The sequence below is a fragment of the Zavarzinia compransoris genome, from assembly GCF_003173055.1.
GTDB classification, from domain to species: Bacteria; Pseudomonadota; Alphaproteobacteria; order Zavarziniales; family Zavarziniaceae; genus Zavarzinia; species Zavarzinia compransoris.
Genome location: NZ_QGLF01000004.1, coordinates 466874 through 479985 on the forward strand (window position 1 = coordinate 466874; position 13112 = coordinate 479985).

Annotated in this window: 11 protein-coding genes and 1 riboswitch; of the genes, 7 read left to right on the forward strand and 4 right to left on the reverse strand. The window is 70.9% G+C overall.

Annotation, left to right across the window (positions count from 1 at the left end):
- Positions 1-20 precede the first annotated feature (20 nt).
- The 3 genes from DKG75_RS16180 to DKG75_RS16190 are packed head-to-tail and all read right to left on the reverse strand — an operon-like array spanning position 21 to position 3784.
- On the reverse strand, positions 21-671 hold the full coding sequence (locus DKG75_RS16180) for an alginate O-acetyltransferase AlgF (RefSeq protein WP_109922196.1): 651 nt from the start codon (positions 669-671) through the stop codon (positions 21-23).
- Positions 665-1354 (reverse strand): SGNH/GDSL hydrolase family protein, encoded by a 690-nt coding sequence (locus tag DKG75_RS16185; RefSeq protein WP_109922197.1) that lies wholly within the window; start codon positions 1352-1354, stop codon positions 665-667. Before DKG75_RS16185 ends, DKG75_RS16180 begins: the two co-directional genes overlap by 7 nt.
- 15 nt (positions 1355-1369) lie before the next feature.
- Positions 1370-3784, reverse strand: a complete 2415-nt coding sequence (locus tag DKG75_RS16190) for a tetratricopeptide repeat protein (protein WP_166646496.1) — start codon at positions 3782-3784, stop codon at positions 1370-1372.
- Between DKG75_RS16190 and DKG75_RS23050 the strand changes: the two genes are divergently transcribed.
- From DKG75_RS23050 to DKG75_RS16215, 6 genes are all read left to right on the forward strand, one after another.
- Positions 3737-4192: a hypothetical protein gene (locus DKG75_RS23050; protein ID WP_166646495.1), complete on the forward strand. Its 456-nt coding sequence runs from the start codon at positions 3737-3739 to the stop codon at positions 4190-4192. The two genes, DKG75_RS16190 and DKG75_RS23050, sit on opposite strands and share 48 nt — an antisense overlap.
- Positions 4193-4291: 99 nt before the next feature.
- Complete coding sequence (locus DKG75_RS16195; RefSeq protein ID WP_109922199.1) at positions 4292-5119, forward strand: helix-turn-helix transcriptional regulator; 828 nt, start codon at positions 4292-4294, stop codon at positions 5117-5119.
- 84 nt (positions 5120-5203) lie between these two features.
- On the forward strand, positions 5204-7294 hold the full coding sequence (locus DKG75_RS16200; RefSeq protein WP_109922200.1) for a TonB-dependent receptor: 2091 nt from the start codon (positions 5204-5206) through the stop codon (positions 7292-7294).
- Positions 7291-8478 (forward strand): MFS transporter, encoded by a 1188-nt coding sequence (locus DKG75_RS16205; protein WP_109922201.1) that lies wholly within the window; start codon positions 7291-7293, stop codon positions 8476-8478. The genes DKG75_RS16200 and DKG75_RS16205 overlap by 4 nt, the downstream gene beginning before the upstream one ends.
- Before the next feature lies 1 nt (position 8479).
- A complete protein-coding gene (locus DKG75_RS16210; protein ID WP_166646494.1) occupies positions 8480-9115 on the forward strand; it encodes a class I SAM-dependent methyltransferase in 636 nt (211 codons plus the stop codon).
- Positions 9112-9414, forward strand: a complete 303-nt coding sequence (locus DKG75_RS16215; RefSeq protein ID WP_109922203.1) for a cupin domain-containing protein — start codon at positions 9112-9114, stop codon at positions 9412-9414. Before DKG75_RS16210 ends, DKG75_RS16215 begins: the two co-directional genes overlap by 4 nt.
- Before the next feature lie 7 nt (positions 9415-9421).
- On the opposite strand, the gene DKG75_RS16220 is transcribed toward DKG75_RS16215, so the two are convergent.
- Positions 9422-10303 carry a hydrogen peroxide-inducible genes activator gene (locus DKG75_RS16220; RefSeq protein WP_244913135.1) on the reverse strand — a complete coding sequence of 294 codons (882 nt, stop codon included), beginning with the start codon at positions 10301-10303 and terminating at the stop codon, positions 9422-9424.
- 205 nt (positions 10304-10508) lie between these two features.
- Between DKG75_RS16220 and katG the strand changes: the two genes are divergently transcribed.
- Positions 10509-12683: a catalase/peroxidase HPI gene (gene katG / locus DKG75_RS16225; RefSeq protein WP_109922205.1), complete on the forward strand. Its 2175-nt coding sequence runs from the start codon at positions 10509-10511 to the stop codon at positions 12681-12683.
- Between the two features lie 91 nt (positions 12684-12774).
- Positions 12775-12993: riboswitch (cobalamin riboswitch) on the forward strand.
- Positions 12994-13112 lie beyond the last annotated feature (119 nt).

The window sequence follows — 13112 nt, forward strand, 5'->3', positions numbered from 1 at the left end:
CGGACTCCGACCCCGAGGGGTCAATCATATTTCGCCTGTTCGTCCCGGCCGCCGACCAGCCTGTGGCCACCTGCGCCGTCCGGGATCACCGCGATGCTGTAACGCCCGCGCGCCGCGAGCATGCCGAGGTCGACGCTGCCCGTAACCGGATCGGTGCCGCAGGCCGCCTCGATCACGGCTTCGACCGGATTGACCAGCCGGCGCGCCATGGCCCCGGGGGCGATCCGCTCGAAGACCACGGTCTTGCGGGCGCCCGCCCGCATGGCGGCATCGGCGCAGGCCGGATCGGCGTTCAGGAAGGCGATGTCGGCCTTCAGGGCGTTGAAGTCCTGCGGCAGGTCGCGGATCAGCAGGGGGGCGGCGCCGGCGACGATGGCGACGGTGACGAATTCATCGGTCGCGGCGGTGACCCGCACTTCCTGCGCGGTGCCGCCGACGCCGGCTTTGGCCCGCTGCTCCGCGCCCGAGGGAATGGCCTGGTAGCGGCTGAAGCTGCCGGCGCCAAGCTCGATCGCGGCGCCGCCGGCGCGGATCGCCACCGGGGCCGCGCTCGCGTTCAGGAAGCGGACGTAACCGGAAGGGACGCCCGGCCCGGTTTCATAGAGCATGGCTTCCGCCGCGGCCGTCGCCGGCAGGGCGGCGGCAAGGCAGAACAGGACCGCCCTCACCACGGCTGGTCACCGCTGGAGGGCTTGGCCGCGGCGGGGGCCGGCGCGGTCGTCTGCTGTTCGATCGAGGCGACGATGGCCTTGGTCCAGGCCTTGTAGCCGGCATCGTCGAGATGCTGGCCGTCGATGCTGCCCCAGGCGCCGGGCGCGGCGAAAGCGGTGGTATCGATATAGCGGCACGGGCTGACGACCTGACCGAGGTAACCCGAAATTTCCCGCACCCGGTCCGGGGTCTTGCCGAAGGCTTCGCTCGGCTTGCCCCAGGGCGGGCCGATCCAGTCGCAGGACAGCGAGGCCGAGGTCAGTTCGCCGGTCAGCGCCGTCACCTGATCCCAGACCCAGGCCTTGGGCAGGGTGGCGCTCTTGTAGGCGCCGAGCGTGTCGCCCATGACCACGATCACCAGGGTGGGCTTCTTCTGGGCGATCAGGTCGCGGGCGTTCCAGACCGGCAGGCCCTGGGTGAAGTCGCGCTTGACCGCGCCCGTCCCCTCGCGCGAGGCGCGGCCGCAGTCGGTGGTTTTCGGGGTCAGGTAGTCGACGGGGGTGGAACCGCAGGCGCCATAGGCATAGACGGTGGCGCCGCGGGCCGCGAGTTCGGCCGGCAAAGTGTCGATCAGGCCACCGGGGTGGACCAGATGGCTGTCGCCGAGGACGAGCACGACGAGGCCGGCCAGGATACTGCTCATGTTACCATTCCGCCTTTACTGGAAATTCTGGACAGGGGGTTGGGGAAATGCGGGGGGTTGGGGAAACTGCGTGCTGCCGGCCCCGTTCATGCCCGCCGGCACGCCGCCGAGTTCTTGCTGGCGCAGGCTCTGGGCGCGCTCGAAAGCCTCGATCGCGGCGCCGTTCAGGCCGTCTTGGCGCAGCAGCAGCCCGTCGGCGTAATGGGCCTGGTAATCCGCCGTGCCCCGCTCCAGCACGGGATCGAGCAGGCGGCGCGCCTTGTGGAAATCCTGGCGGCCGATGGCCAGCCAGACCAATTGCATGATCACCCCTTCGTCTTCGGGCGATTGCGCCAGCAGGCGGTCGTAGAGGGCTTCGGCCTCGTCCGGCATCTCGGCATCGACATAGATCCGGGCCAGCGCCCCGAGCAGGGCCGGGTTGTCGGGCGACCGGCCGAGGGCGGGTTCGAGAAGGGCGAAGGCCGGTTCGATCTGCCCGCCGGTGCGCAATCTGTCGGCGCGGGCGGCGATCTGGCCGGCTTCCATCTCGGCGATCTGGCGGATTTCCTCGGGCGTGCGGGCCTTGGAGCGGAAGCGCGCGACCAGGGCTTCGCCTTCCGCCGGCGTCCCGTGGCGGCCGACGAGGCCGATCAGCGCCGCATAATCTGACAGGCTGGCCGAGGCGGCGGGCGGCTTCGCCAATTCCCGCCGCGCGATGGCCAGGGCGCCCGCGGTATCGCCGAATTCGGCCAGGCCGCTGGCGACCTCGCCCCATTGGGCGGGGGTGAGATCGCCGCGCCGGGCCAGGGCGCGCAGCGAGGCGAGGCCGCGGTCCCGGTCGCCCGCGGCGACGGCGGCGCGGGCCTGGGCGGTTTGCAGCCGATGGCCGATGTCGTCGGCCAGTTTCACGATTTCCGGCGTCCGCGCCGGCCCGGGAATGGCGTTCAACAGGGTTCCGGCCTCGATCAGCCGGCCGGCGTCGAGGGCGAACAGGGCGCCGGCGTGGAAGGCGGCGGGCATCGGGGCCGGCCGGGCCAGCGGCGGGCCCATGGTCTCCGCCGCCGCCTGCTGCTGGCCCTGGCGGCGCAGCAGCCGGGCATAGGCGAGGCGCAGCCAGGGATCGTCCGGCGATTTGCCGATCGCGCCGCGATAGGCGGCCAGGGCGCCGTCGATGTCGCCGGCGCGGGCCAGGGTTTCCGCCCGGGCTTTCGCCGCTTCCGCCTCGGCCTGGGCGGCCCTTTTGCCCGCCCCCTCGCGAAGGGCGGGGGAGATCCGGGGGACCAGGGCGTCGGCCGCCGCCGTCTTGCCGGCATCGACCAGGACGCCGTAGAGGCCGTCGACCAGGCCCTGGTCCTTCGGGCTGCGGGCCAGGGCTTCGCGGAAATATTTCTCGGCCTCGGCATATTTCTTCTGCGCCGCCATGGCCCGGGCCATCAGCGCCACGGCGAGGTGGCGGTCCTGGTGGCGGCCGTCGAGCAGGGGGCGGAGCAGGCGTTCCGCCTCCCCGGGGCGGCCGGCCTTGAAGGCGGCATTGGCCCGCTGATAGGCGCCGTAGAAGACGGTGGTCTCGTAAAGGCCGGCGGCCCTCGTCCGCAGCGCGGGATCGAGGGCGAAGGCGCGTTCGAGCAGTGCGCGGGCCTCGTCGGTTTTGCCGTCGTGGGCCAGGAGCGAGGCCAGGGCGGCCATGGCATTGGCGTGGTTCGGGTCGAGCTCCAGGGCCTTGGCGAACAGGGCCCGGGCTTCGTCCAGCTTGCCGGCCTGGACGGCGATATGGCCCAGTTGGACCGCATTGTCCGGCGTATCGGGTTCGAGCGGCTTGATCGCCCGGGCCCAGCGCGCCGCCACCGCCTGATCGTCCGGATGGGCGGCGAGATAGGCTTTGTACAAAGCCTCGTCCGCGCGGGCGGCATCCAGCCAGGCCAGGGCCTCGCCCCAGGACCTGTCGGCCTCGGGCGAGGTGGGGGCCATGGCGGCGAGCAGGGCGATGCCCTCGCGCCGGCTGGCCTCGCGATAGGTGAGGACGCGGGCGTAGGAGAGTTTCAGCCCGTCGTCCGCCGGGCTGCGGGCCAGCATGTCGCCGAGCCGGGTGCGGGCCTCGCTCCAGCCTTCCACCGTGCCGGCCAGCGCCATGAAATATTCGAGCGCATATTCGAGCGGCGGCGGCAGGCCGGCGAAGGCCTGCCGGTAGAACTTGACCGCATTCTCATTGTCGCCGTCGCGGGCGGCCTGGCGGGCCTGTTCGATCACCGCGGCGGAAATCTGCCCCCGGTCCATGGCCATCTTCAGCCGCTCGATGCGGACATCGCCGGGCTTCGCCGCCGCCAGCCGGGCGAGATAGGCCTCGGCTTCGGCGCGCTTGCCGGTCTCGACCGCGATCAGGCCGGACTGGAACAGGGCATCGGGATGGCTGGGGTCGATCGCCAGGGCCTGGTCGAGCATGGACTGGGCCATGTCCAGCCGCTGGCGCTGGCGCCAGAAGGTCGCCCGCTGCATCAGCACGGCGATGCCCCCGGCCTCGGTCCCGGGCTGGCCGGCGGCGGGCGCGGCGGCGGGGCCGACCGTGACCGTCCGGCCTTCGGGCAGAAGCAGGCCGTCGGCACGGGCATGGCGCTGGCGGGCGCCTGGATCCTGGCCGAGGAACTGGCCCGGCAACCCCTGGCCGCGGCCCAGGCCCGCTATGAAGACCGCCTGCGCGCCCGGGTCGGCTATCTCCAGCGCATGGCGCGCCGGGGGGCACGGCATTATGTGCCGCGCCGGAAATTCGATCTCTGGCTGCAGTCGCATCTCGTCCCGCTGTCGATGTCGCGCCTGCTGCTGCCGCTCACCGTGCGCCGGATGCTGCCGCCCGACATCTGCTGAAGGCCGCGCCCCGCCGATGGCGATCGTCATTTCTGCGATTGAGAGTGATTTGCGTATACCGCATGCTGGCCGGACGGTCGGCGAGGCGGGATCACGGCGATGGAGGTCATTCAGGGCACGGGCGTGGAAGTCTTCCTCGACACCGCACAGGTGGCGAAGGGGGCGGTCTGGTCCAGCGCCATGGCGCCCGGCCTCTGGTTCGGCGTCGTCCTGCAGGGCAATGTCGTGGTCGACCAGTCGGCCCTGGGCGAACGGCGCTGGTGCCGGGGCAAGTCCGCCCTGTTCCTGGCCGACCGCAGTTTCGAGAGCCGCCACGAGGCCTTGAGCGACGGCCCCATGTCCGGCGTCTTCATGCGCATCGCCGACGACCGGATCGAGGACCTGCTGGGGGAAATGCCCGGCTGGCTGACCGGCCTCGTCGAGGGGGTGGCGGTCGATACCGCCTCGGCGATCGCCTGGCAGATGCTGGCCTGCCGGCTGGACGGCGGGGCCCGGCGCCTCTACATGACCGGCAAGGCGATGGAAATGATGGCCGGCGCCCTGGCGCTCGCGGGGGAACGGCGGCAGGTCGCCGATGCCGGCCGCCGCTGGTCCGCCCGCGACATCGAACGCTTCCACGAGGCGCGGGACATTCTCGTCCGCGAACTCAGCGATCCGCCCGCCGTGCCGGACCTGGCGCGCCGGGTCGGGCTCAATGCCCGCAAGCTGGGCCAGGGCTTCGCCGATCTTTTCGGCCAGCCGGTCTATGCCTTCGTCAAGGGGCGCCGGCTGGACGAGGCGCGGCGCCTGATCGAGGCGGGGGAGACTTCGATCGCGTCCGTCGCCTATCGCCTCGGCTATCAGCCGGCCCATTTCGCCACCGAATTCCGCCGCCGCTTCGGCCGCTCGCCCACGGCCTTCGCCGGGCGCGCGATCCCGAAAGACTGAGTCCGAAACCCGAAAGCCCCCGTTGTTGTCCGCGCCCCCGGCCCCGGCCGATAAGGGGCGTCTGTAACAGACGGGGTTGGGAACATGGCTTACCGGGTCTTGCGTTTCGCGCTGGCGTGCAGCGCCGTCACCCTGGCGGCGACGCCCGGCCGTCCGGCCCTCGCGGAGGCGGAGGAGGGGCAGGCGATCACGCTCGAAACCGTGACGGTTACCGCCCGCCGGCGCGAGGAGGCGGCGCAGGAAGCCCCGGTGGCGGTGACCGTGATCACGGCCGATGCCATCGGCCGGGGCGCCGTCGACGACCTGGAGGACGCGGCCTTCGGCAGCCTGAACACCGTGTTCAGCCCGCAGGGCGGGCCGCTGACCATCCGCGGCATCGGCTCGCTCGGGATCTCGGGCGGGGTCGATCGCCAGCCGGCGGTGGGCGTCTTCCTCGACGATGTCTATATCGCCCGTCCCTTCGGCTATCCCGCCTTCCTCGACGATGCGGCGCGGATCGAGGTGGTGCGCGGCTCGCAGTCGACGCTTTACGGCAAGAACACCATCGGCGGCGCGGTGAACCTGATCCTGCGGGAGCCGGGCGATCCCGGCATCGAACTGGAGGGCAGCCTGGGCACGGGGCCGGCCGGGCGGGTGAAGGCCACGGTCGATGCCCCGCTCGAGGGCAGCAATTTCGAGGTGCGGGCCAGCCTGTCGTGGACCGGCGGGGACGGTTTCATCGACAACCGGGCGGATGGCGAGACCGTGTCGGACACCGGCGCCTTTGCCGGCCGCGCGGTGCTGGCCGGCCCGCTCGGCCTTGCCACCGACCTCAAGGTCTCGGTGGATTACACCAGCATCCGCGACGACGGCGGCCTGTGGTACGCCCCTCTCGGCCTCGCCTTCGACCATGCCACCGAGCAGGATTACCCGGCGGCGAACAGCCGCGACATCGGCGGCCTTGCCATCCGCCTCGACCATGCCTTCGAGGGCATGGCGCTGACCGCCGTCTCGGCCCTGCGCGGGCACGAGATGGATGCGGTGCTGGACGGCGATTTCACCGCCTTTCCCGTCCTCGCCCAGGCGCAGACCGAATGGCAGCGCCAGATCAGCCAGGAGATCCGCCTGGCCTCGACCGGGGCGGGGCGCCTCCGCTGGCTCGGTGGGCTCTATTACATGCACGAGATGTTCGACGGCGACCAGTTCTACGAACTCGCCAGCGTGCCCCGCGCGCTGTGGAGCCGCACCACCTACGACCAGACGACCGATACCTATGCCGTCTTCGGCGAGCTTGGCTACCGGATCGTCCCCGCGATCGAACTGGTGGGCGGCCTGCGTTACACCCATGAGGAGAAATCGGCGGTCGCCGAAACCTCGACCCCGAGCGGCACCTTCATGTTCGGCACCCCGGGCAAGGCGGTCGACGATGCCGCCTTCGACGATGTCTCGCCCGAGCTGGCCCTCAACTGGCGCTTCGCCCCCGGCGATGTCGCCTATGCCAAGGTCAGCCGGGGCTACAAGTCCGGCGGCATCAGCCCCTTCATCGACGTGAACGGCCAGCCCAACCGCTATGACCCGGAAGTGACCGTCACCTATGAGGTCGGCGCCAAGACCACCTGGTGGGGCGACCGCCTGACCTTGAACGCCGCCCTGTTCCATATCGACTGGCAGGACCAGCAGGCCGTCGTCTATACGAGCCCGGTCACCCGGGTGATCCGCAATGCGGCGGCCGCCACGTCCCAGGGCTTCGAGATCGAGGGCGCGGTGCAATTGGGCGCCGGGCTCGGCCTTTCCGCCGGCTACGGCTGGCTCGACGCCACCTACGACGACTTCAGGGACGCTATCCTCGGCGCCGATCACGCCGGCAACCGGCTGCCCTATGCGCCGCGGCACAGCGTTTCGGCGGGCGCCCATTTCGGGCGGGAGATCGGCGGCGGCCTCTTCCTCAGCGGCGCGGTGGACTATGCCTTCCGCTCGTCCTATGCCTTTTCGGCCGACAATGCCTATCTCCAGGGCGAGACCCACATCGTCGGCGCCCGCCTCGGCCTCGAGGGCGAGCGCTGGGCGGCCACGGTCTGGGGCCGGAACCTGACCGACGAAAGCTATCTCAGCCAGTATTTCAGCATGGGCGGCACCGATTACGGCGTCGCCGCCGAGGGCCGCACCCTCGGGGTTACGCTGAAGGTGCGGCTGTGAGCCGGCCGCCGGCCGCGCCCGGCCTCGGCCTGATCGGCGCGCTCTATGTCACCCAGGGCATTCCGCTCGGCTTCGCCTTCGAGGCCTTGCCCGTGCTGCTGCGGGCGGGCGGGGCCGATCTCGACCTGATCGCCCTGGTGCCGCTGGCCGGCATGCCCTGGATCGTGAAACTGTTCTGGGCGCCGCTGGTCGAGAACCGCTGGATCGGCGCGCTGGGCCGCCGGCGCACCTGGATCGTCACCATGCAGGGGCTGATGGTGCTGTGCATGGCAGCGCTGGCGGCCCTGCCCATGACGGCGGCGGCGGCCCCGGCGATCATCGCCCTGGTCCTGGTCGCGGCCCTGGCCGGCGCCACCCAGGATACGGCGACCGACGGCCTCGCCGCCGAGAGCCTGCGGGGATCGCGCCTCGCCCTGGCCAATGCCTTCCAGATCGGCGGCATGATGGCGGGCTTCATGGCCGGCGGCGCGGGCTTCCTGATCCTGGCCGACGGGATCGGCACGGCGGGCGGCCTGCTGGTTCTCGCCCTGGCCCTCGCCGCGGCGCTGGTCCCCGTCCTGCTGTGGTCCGAAGGCGCGCCGGCGGCGGCTGCGCCGGCACGGCTGGCCGCCGGGCTGCGCCGGCCGGGCGTTCTCCGCCTGCTGGCGCTGGCGGCGGTCTATGCCACGCTGCAGACCGCGGGGGGCGGGGTGTCCCGCCTGCTGCTGGTCGATCACGGCTGGTCGATGGCGGCGATCGGCGCGCTTTCCCTCGTCGGCGGGCTGGCCATGATCGCCGCCTCGCCCGTCGCGGCCCGGCTGCTGACCGTGTTCAGCCCGCGCGGCGTGATCGTGGCCGGCCTGCTGCTGGCCGGGCTCGGGCTCGGGCTCTGGCTGCCGGTCGCCCAGGGCTGGGGCGGGACCTGGCTGCCCCATGCGGCGATCGTGGTGCTGTCGGCCGGGGCCGGCCTTGCCGCCGTCGCCGTCTCGACCCTGTTCATGGGTTTCGCCGGCCGGGGCGGGCAGGCGGGCACCGATTTCACCCTGCTGCAATCGGCCCAGGTCCTGGGCGAGACCGCGGCGGGCAGCCTCGCCGTGGCGCTGGCCGGGGCGCTCGGCTATCGCGACGGTCTTCTCGTGCTGCTGGCCTGGGCCCTGGTCGTCGTCGCCATCGCCCGCCGCGCGACCGCGAAAGGAAAACACTGAAATGGCCGCCTCCATTGCCGATTGGCTGACCGACCGCATCGCCCGCCGCCCCGCGGGCTGGCTCGGCCGGGCGCTGTACCGCAAGGCGCTGGGCCACCGGCCGGGTTTCGACGCGGTGCTGCGCGAAGTGCCGCCGGCCCCGGGCGAGCATATCCTCGATGTCGGCTGCGGCGGCGGCGCCTTTCTCGCCCGGGTCCTGGCGACGGGGGCGAGCGCCTGCGGCTTCGATCACAGCACAGATATGCTGGCCACCACCGCGGACCAGAATGCGGCGGCGGTGGCGGCGGGGCGCCTGCACCTCGACCAGGGGGATGCCGGCGCGCTGCCCTATGCGGATGGCCGGTTCGACCGGGTCTATTGCCTGAACGCCTTCTTCTTCTTTCCCGATCCCGCGCGGGCGACGGCGGAAATGGCCCGGGTGCTGAAGCCCGGCGGCACCCTGGCCATCATCACCACGCCGCCGGAACAGGCGGCGCGGATGCGGGCGTTCTTCGGCCCCATCGGCCGGCGCATGCGCTTCGATGCCCCGGAAGACCTGGACCGCTGGGGGGCGCCGGCCGGTCTCGCCCGCCTCGGGCTGCATGCGGTCGGCCCTGCCGGCTTCCTCCATGTCGCGCGGAAGGGGGCGCCGGCATGAAGCCGCGCCCGCCCGTCGGCACGCGGTTCGACCTGCCCGGCTTTTCCGGCCGCATCACCGGCTGGCTGGGCGACAATGCGGTGATCGAGGCAAGGGTGACCGGGGAAATCCCGGGCCATGCCGCCGCCGCGGACGAATTCGCCTTGGTCATCGAGGGGAGCATCGTCTTCGAGGCGGCGGGGATGCCGGCCGTCACCCTCGGCCCCGGCGACCACCGGGTGGTGCCGGCCGGGGTCTATCACAGCGGCCGCGCAACGGGCGAGGCCCGGCTGATCCTGATCGGGCCGCTCGACCCCTGATCCGCCCTCAGCCGCCCGGCCGGCCGGCGGTGCGCAACGCCTCGGCGATCGCATTCAGGTGGCGGGCGAGGGGGGGCGTCTTCCGCCAGACGAGGCCGATGGTCCGCGACGGCGGCGGCGCCGGCAGGGCGACGATCGAGACCGGCGCGGCGCGGCTCTCGACCGGCACCGCCATTTCCGGGATCAGGGTGACGCCGATCCCGGCCCCGACCATCTGCACCAGGGTGCCGAGCGAACTCCCCTCCATCAGGTCCTTCGAGCGCGCGGCCGGAATCCGGCAGAAGGAAATCGCCTGATCGCGGAAACAGTGACCTTCCTCAAGGAGCAGCAGGCGCAGATCGGGCAGGGTATCCAGGCCCGGCGGCGGCAGCGCCGCATCGGCCGCCGGCCGGACCAGGAGGAAATCCTCGTCGAACAGCGGCGTTTCGAACAGGCCCGGTTCCGAGACCGGCAGGGCGACGAGCGCGGTGTCGAGGCGGCCGGCCGCCAGTTCGGCGATCAGGGTCTGGGTCACCGCTTCCCGCGGGTGCAGGTCGAGGTGGGGAAAATGCAGCGTCAGCGTCTTGATCGCCGCCGGCAGGTAATAGGGCGCCACGGTCGGGATTACGCCCAGCCGCAGCCGGCCCGAAAGCGGCCGGCGCGAGGCCCGGGCCAGATCCTCGAGATCATCGACCGCGCGCAGGATGTCATGGGCCCGCGCCGCGAAGATCTCGCCGAAACCGGTCAGATGGATCTGCTTCGAGCCGCGCTCGACCAGGGGCGAGCCGAGAATCTCTTCCAATTCCTTGATCTGCAGCGAAAGCGCCGGCTGCGAGATCGCGCAGGCTTCGGCGGCCCGCCCGAAATGCTGCAGGCGGGCCAGCGCCTCGAAATAGCGGAGATGCTTCATGGAGATCGGGTTCATAAGTGCAGCATATCGAAATCATTTGAAGACACAATTTTTTCTCATTGATCATCTATGCTAATTGCTTGAGGGTAAGTCGCAGCTGCCGCAGCCTGAGGTGATCGAGCGGGCGGCCCCGCGGCTTGGATGCGCCGCCACAAGGTGTTGCGGTGCTTGCGCGAAGACCTGAAGCCAAGACTCGGAGGGCAACATGGGTGGAGATGATCGGAAGTCGGCCGGTAAATGTCCGGTGATGCACGGCGGCAATACGACCACCGGCGCATCGGTCACGGACTGGTGGCCGAACGCGCTGAACCTGGACATCCTGCACCAGCACGACAGCAAGACCAATCCCCTGGGCCAGGGCTTCGACTACCGCGAGGCGGTGAAGACCCTGGACTTTGAAGGGGTGAAGCGCGACGTCCGCGCCCTGATGACCGAAAGCCAGGATTGGTGGCCGGCCGACTGGGGCCACTACGGCGGGTTGATGATCCGCATGACCTGGCACGCGGCCGGTTCCTACCGCACCGCCGACGGCCGGGGCGGCGCCGGTACCGGCAACCAGCGTTTCGCGCCCCTGAATTCCTGGCCCGATAACGTCAGCCTGGACAAGGCCCGCCGCCTGCTGTGGCCGGTAAAGAAGAAATACGGCAACAAGCTGAGCTGGGCCGACCTGATCGCGCTGGCCGGCACCATCGCCTATGAATCGATGGGCCTGAAGACTTTCGGCTTCGGCTTCGGCCGCGCCGACATCTGGCACCCCGAGAAGGACGTCTATTGGGGCGCCGAGAAGGAATGGCTGGCGCCCAGCGACGGCCGCTATGAAAACGTCGACCAGCCCGCGACCATGGAAAACCCGCTGGCCGCGGTCCAGATGGGCCTGATCTACGTCAACCCGGAAGGCGTGAACGGCAAGCCCGATCCCCTGAAGACCGCGGCCCAGGTGCGCGAGACCTTCGCCCGCATGGCGATGGACGACGAGGAGACCGTGGCCCTGACCGCCGGCGGCCACACCGTCGGCAAGACCCATGGCAACGGCGATGCCGCCCTGCTCGGCCCCGCGCCGGAAGCGGCGGACGTCGACCAGCAGGGCCTCGGCTGGGCCAACCCGAACCAGACCGGCAAGGGCCGCTACACCGTGACCAGCGGTATCGAAGGCGCCTGGACCACCCACCCGACCCGCTGGGACAACGGCTATTTCGACATGCTGTTCAACCACGACTGGGAACTGCGCAAGAGCCCGGCCGGCGCCTGGCAGTGGGAACCGGTCGCGATCGAGGACGCGGACCGGCCGGTGGATGTGGAAGATCCCTCGATCCGCCACAACCCGATCATGACCGATGCCGACATGGCGATGAAGGTCGATCCGGTCTATCGGGAAATCTCGCTCCGCTTCAAGGACGACCAGGCCTATTTCTCGGACGTCTTCGCCCGCGCCTGGTTCAAGCTGACCCACCGCGACATGGGGCCGAAGGTCCGTTACGTCGGCCCCGACGTGCCGGCCGAAGACCTGATCTGGCAGGATCCGGTGCCCGCCGGCCGCACGGACTATGACGTCGCCGCCGTGAAGGCGCAGATCGCGGCCGGCGGCCTTGCCGTCGCCGACCTCGTCGCCACCGCCTGGGACAGTGCCCGCACCTTCCGCGGTTCCGACATGCGCGGCGGCGCCAACGGCGCCCGTCTCCGCCTCGCCCCCCAGAAGGATTGGGAAGGCAACGAGCCGGCCCGCCTGGCCAAGGTCCTGGCGGTGCTGGAGCCGATCGCGGCGGCAGCGGGGGCGAGTGTCGCCGACGTCATCGTCCTGGCCGGCAATGTCGGCATCGAACAGGCGGCCAAGGCTGCCGGTGTCGATGTCGCCGTGCCCTTCGCGCCCGGCCGCGGCGATGCCACCGATGCCGGGACCGACGCCGCCTCCTTCGCGGTGCTGGAGCCGATCCACGACGGTTTCCGCAACTGGCTGAAGCGGGACTATGCCCCCGCGGCCGAGGAACTGCTGCTCGACCGGGCCCAGCTCATGGGCCTGACGGCGCCGGAAGTGACCGTGCTGGTCGGCGGGCTGCGCGTCCTCGGGGCCAATCACGGCGGCAGCCGGCACGGCGTCTTCACCGAGCGGGCAGGGGCCCTGACCACCGACTTCTTCGTCGCCCTGACCGACATGGCCTATGCCTGGAAGCCGGCGGGCCAGGGGGTCTATGCGGTGGTCGACCGCAAGACCGGTGCTGCGAAATGGACGGCGACCCGGGTCGACCTCGTGTTCGGCTCGAATTCGATCCTGCGCGCCTATGCCGAAGTCTATGCCCAGGACGACGCCGGGGAGAAGTTCGTGCACGACTTCGTCGCCGCCTGGACCAAGGTGATGAACGCCGATCGTTACGATCTGGCGTGATCGCGACCCGCCCCGCCCCGGCCATGCGCCGGGGCGGGGTGCGCCTTTTCCGGTGCGACTTCGCCATTGACGGCGGTGCAGCGCCTGATAAACATAACTCTGCTTCGGTGGTTCCGCGGCTCCTTCGGGGGCGCGGATTAAAAGGGAACGACGGAAGGCGGCAGTAACCGCCGGGCCGTGGCTGTCCCCGCAACTGTGAGCGGTGAGTGCGTCCCCCATGTCACTGGCCCCGCGCCTTCGCGCCGGCTGGGAAGACGGGACGGCACCATGATCCGCGAGCCAGGAGACCTGCCACCGAGGGCATCACTTTACCGCCGGTCGGGTGAACCGGGGGTGGCGGGCCAATCCGTATCGGTGATGCGTCCATAGGTGCCGTCGCGGCCGGGCCTTCCGCCTCGCCATGACCGTTTGTAATCCTGTGCGTGCCGG

Bases quoted from the DNA above. Each gene is read 5' to 3' on its own strand.
- DKG75_RS16185 (WP_109922197.1), bottom strand. From the start codon at position 1,354: ATGAGCAGTATCCTGGCCGGCCTCGTCGTGCTCGTCCTCGGCGACAGC.
- DKG75_RS16200 (WP_109922200.1), top strand. From the start codon at position 5,204: ATGGCTTACCGGGTCTTGCGTTTCGCGCTGGCGTGCAGCGCCGTCACC.
- DKG75_RS23050 (WP_166646495.1), top strand. From the start codon at position 3,737: ATGGCTGGGGTCGATCGCCAGGGCCTGGTCGAGCATGGACTGGGCCAT.
- DKG75_RS16195 (WP_109922199.1), top strand. From the start codon at position 4,292: ATGGAGGTCATTCAGGGCACGGGCGTGGAAGTCTTCCTCGACACCGCA.
- DKG75_RS16215 (WP_109922203.1), top strand. From the start codon at position 9,112: ATGAAGCCGCGCCCGCCCGTCGGCACGCGGTTCGACCTGCCCGGCTTT.
- DKG75_RS16210 (WP_166646494.1), top strand. From the start codon at position 8,480: ATGGCCGCCTCCATTGCCGATTGGCTGACCGACCGCATCGCCCGCCGC.
- DKG75_RS16220 (WP_244913135.1), bottom strand. From the start codon at position 10,303: ATGAAGCATCTCCGCTATTTCGAGGCGCTGGCCCGCCTGCAGCATTTC.
- DKG75_RS16190 (WP_166646496.1), bottom strand. From the start codon at position 3,784: ATGGCCCAGTCCATGCTCGACCAGGCCCTGGCGATCGACCCCAGCCAT.
- katG (WP_109922205.1), top strand. From the start codon at position 10,509: ATGGGTGGAGATGATCGGAAGTCGGCCGGTAAATGTCCGGTGATGCAC.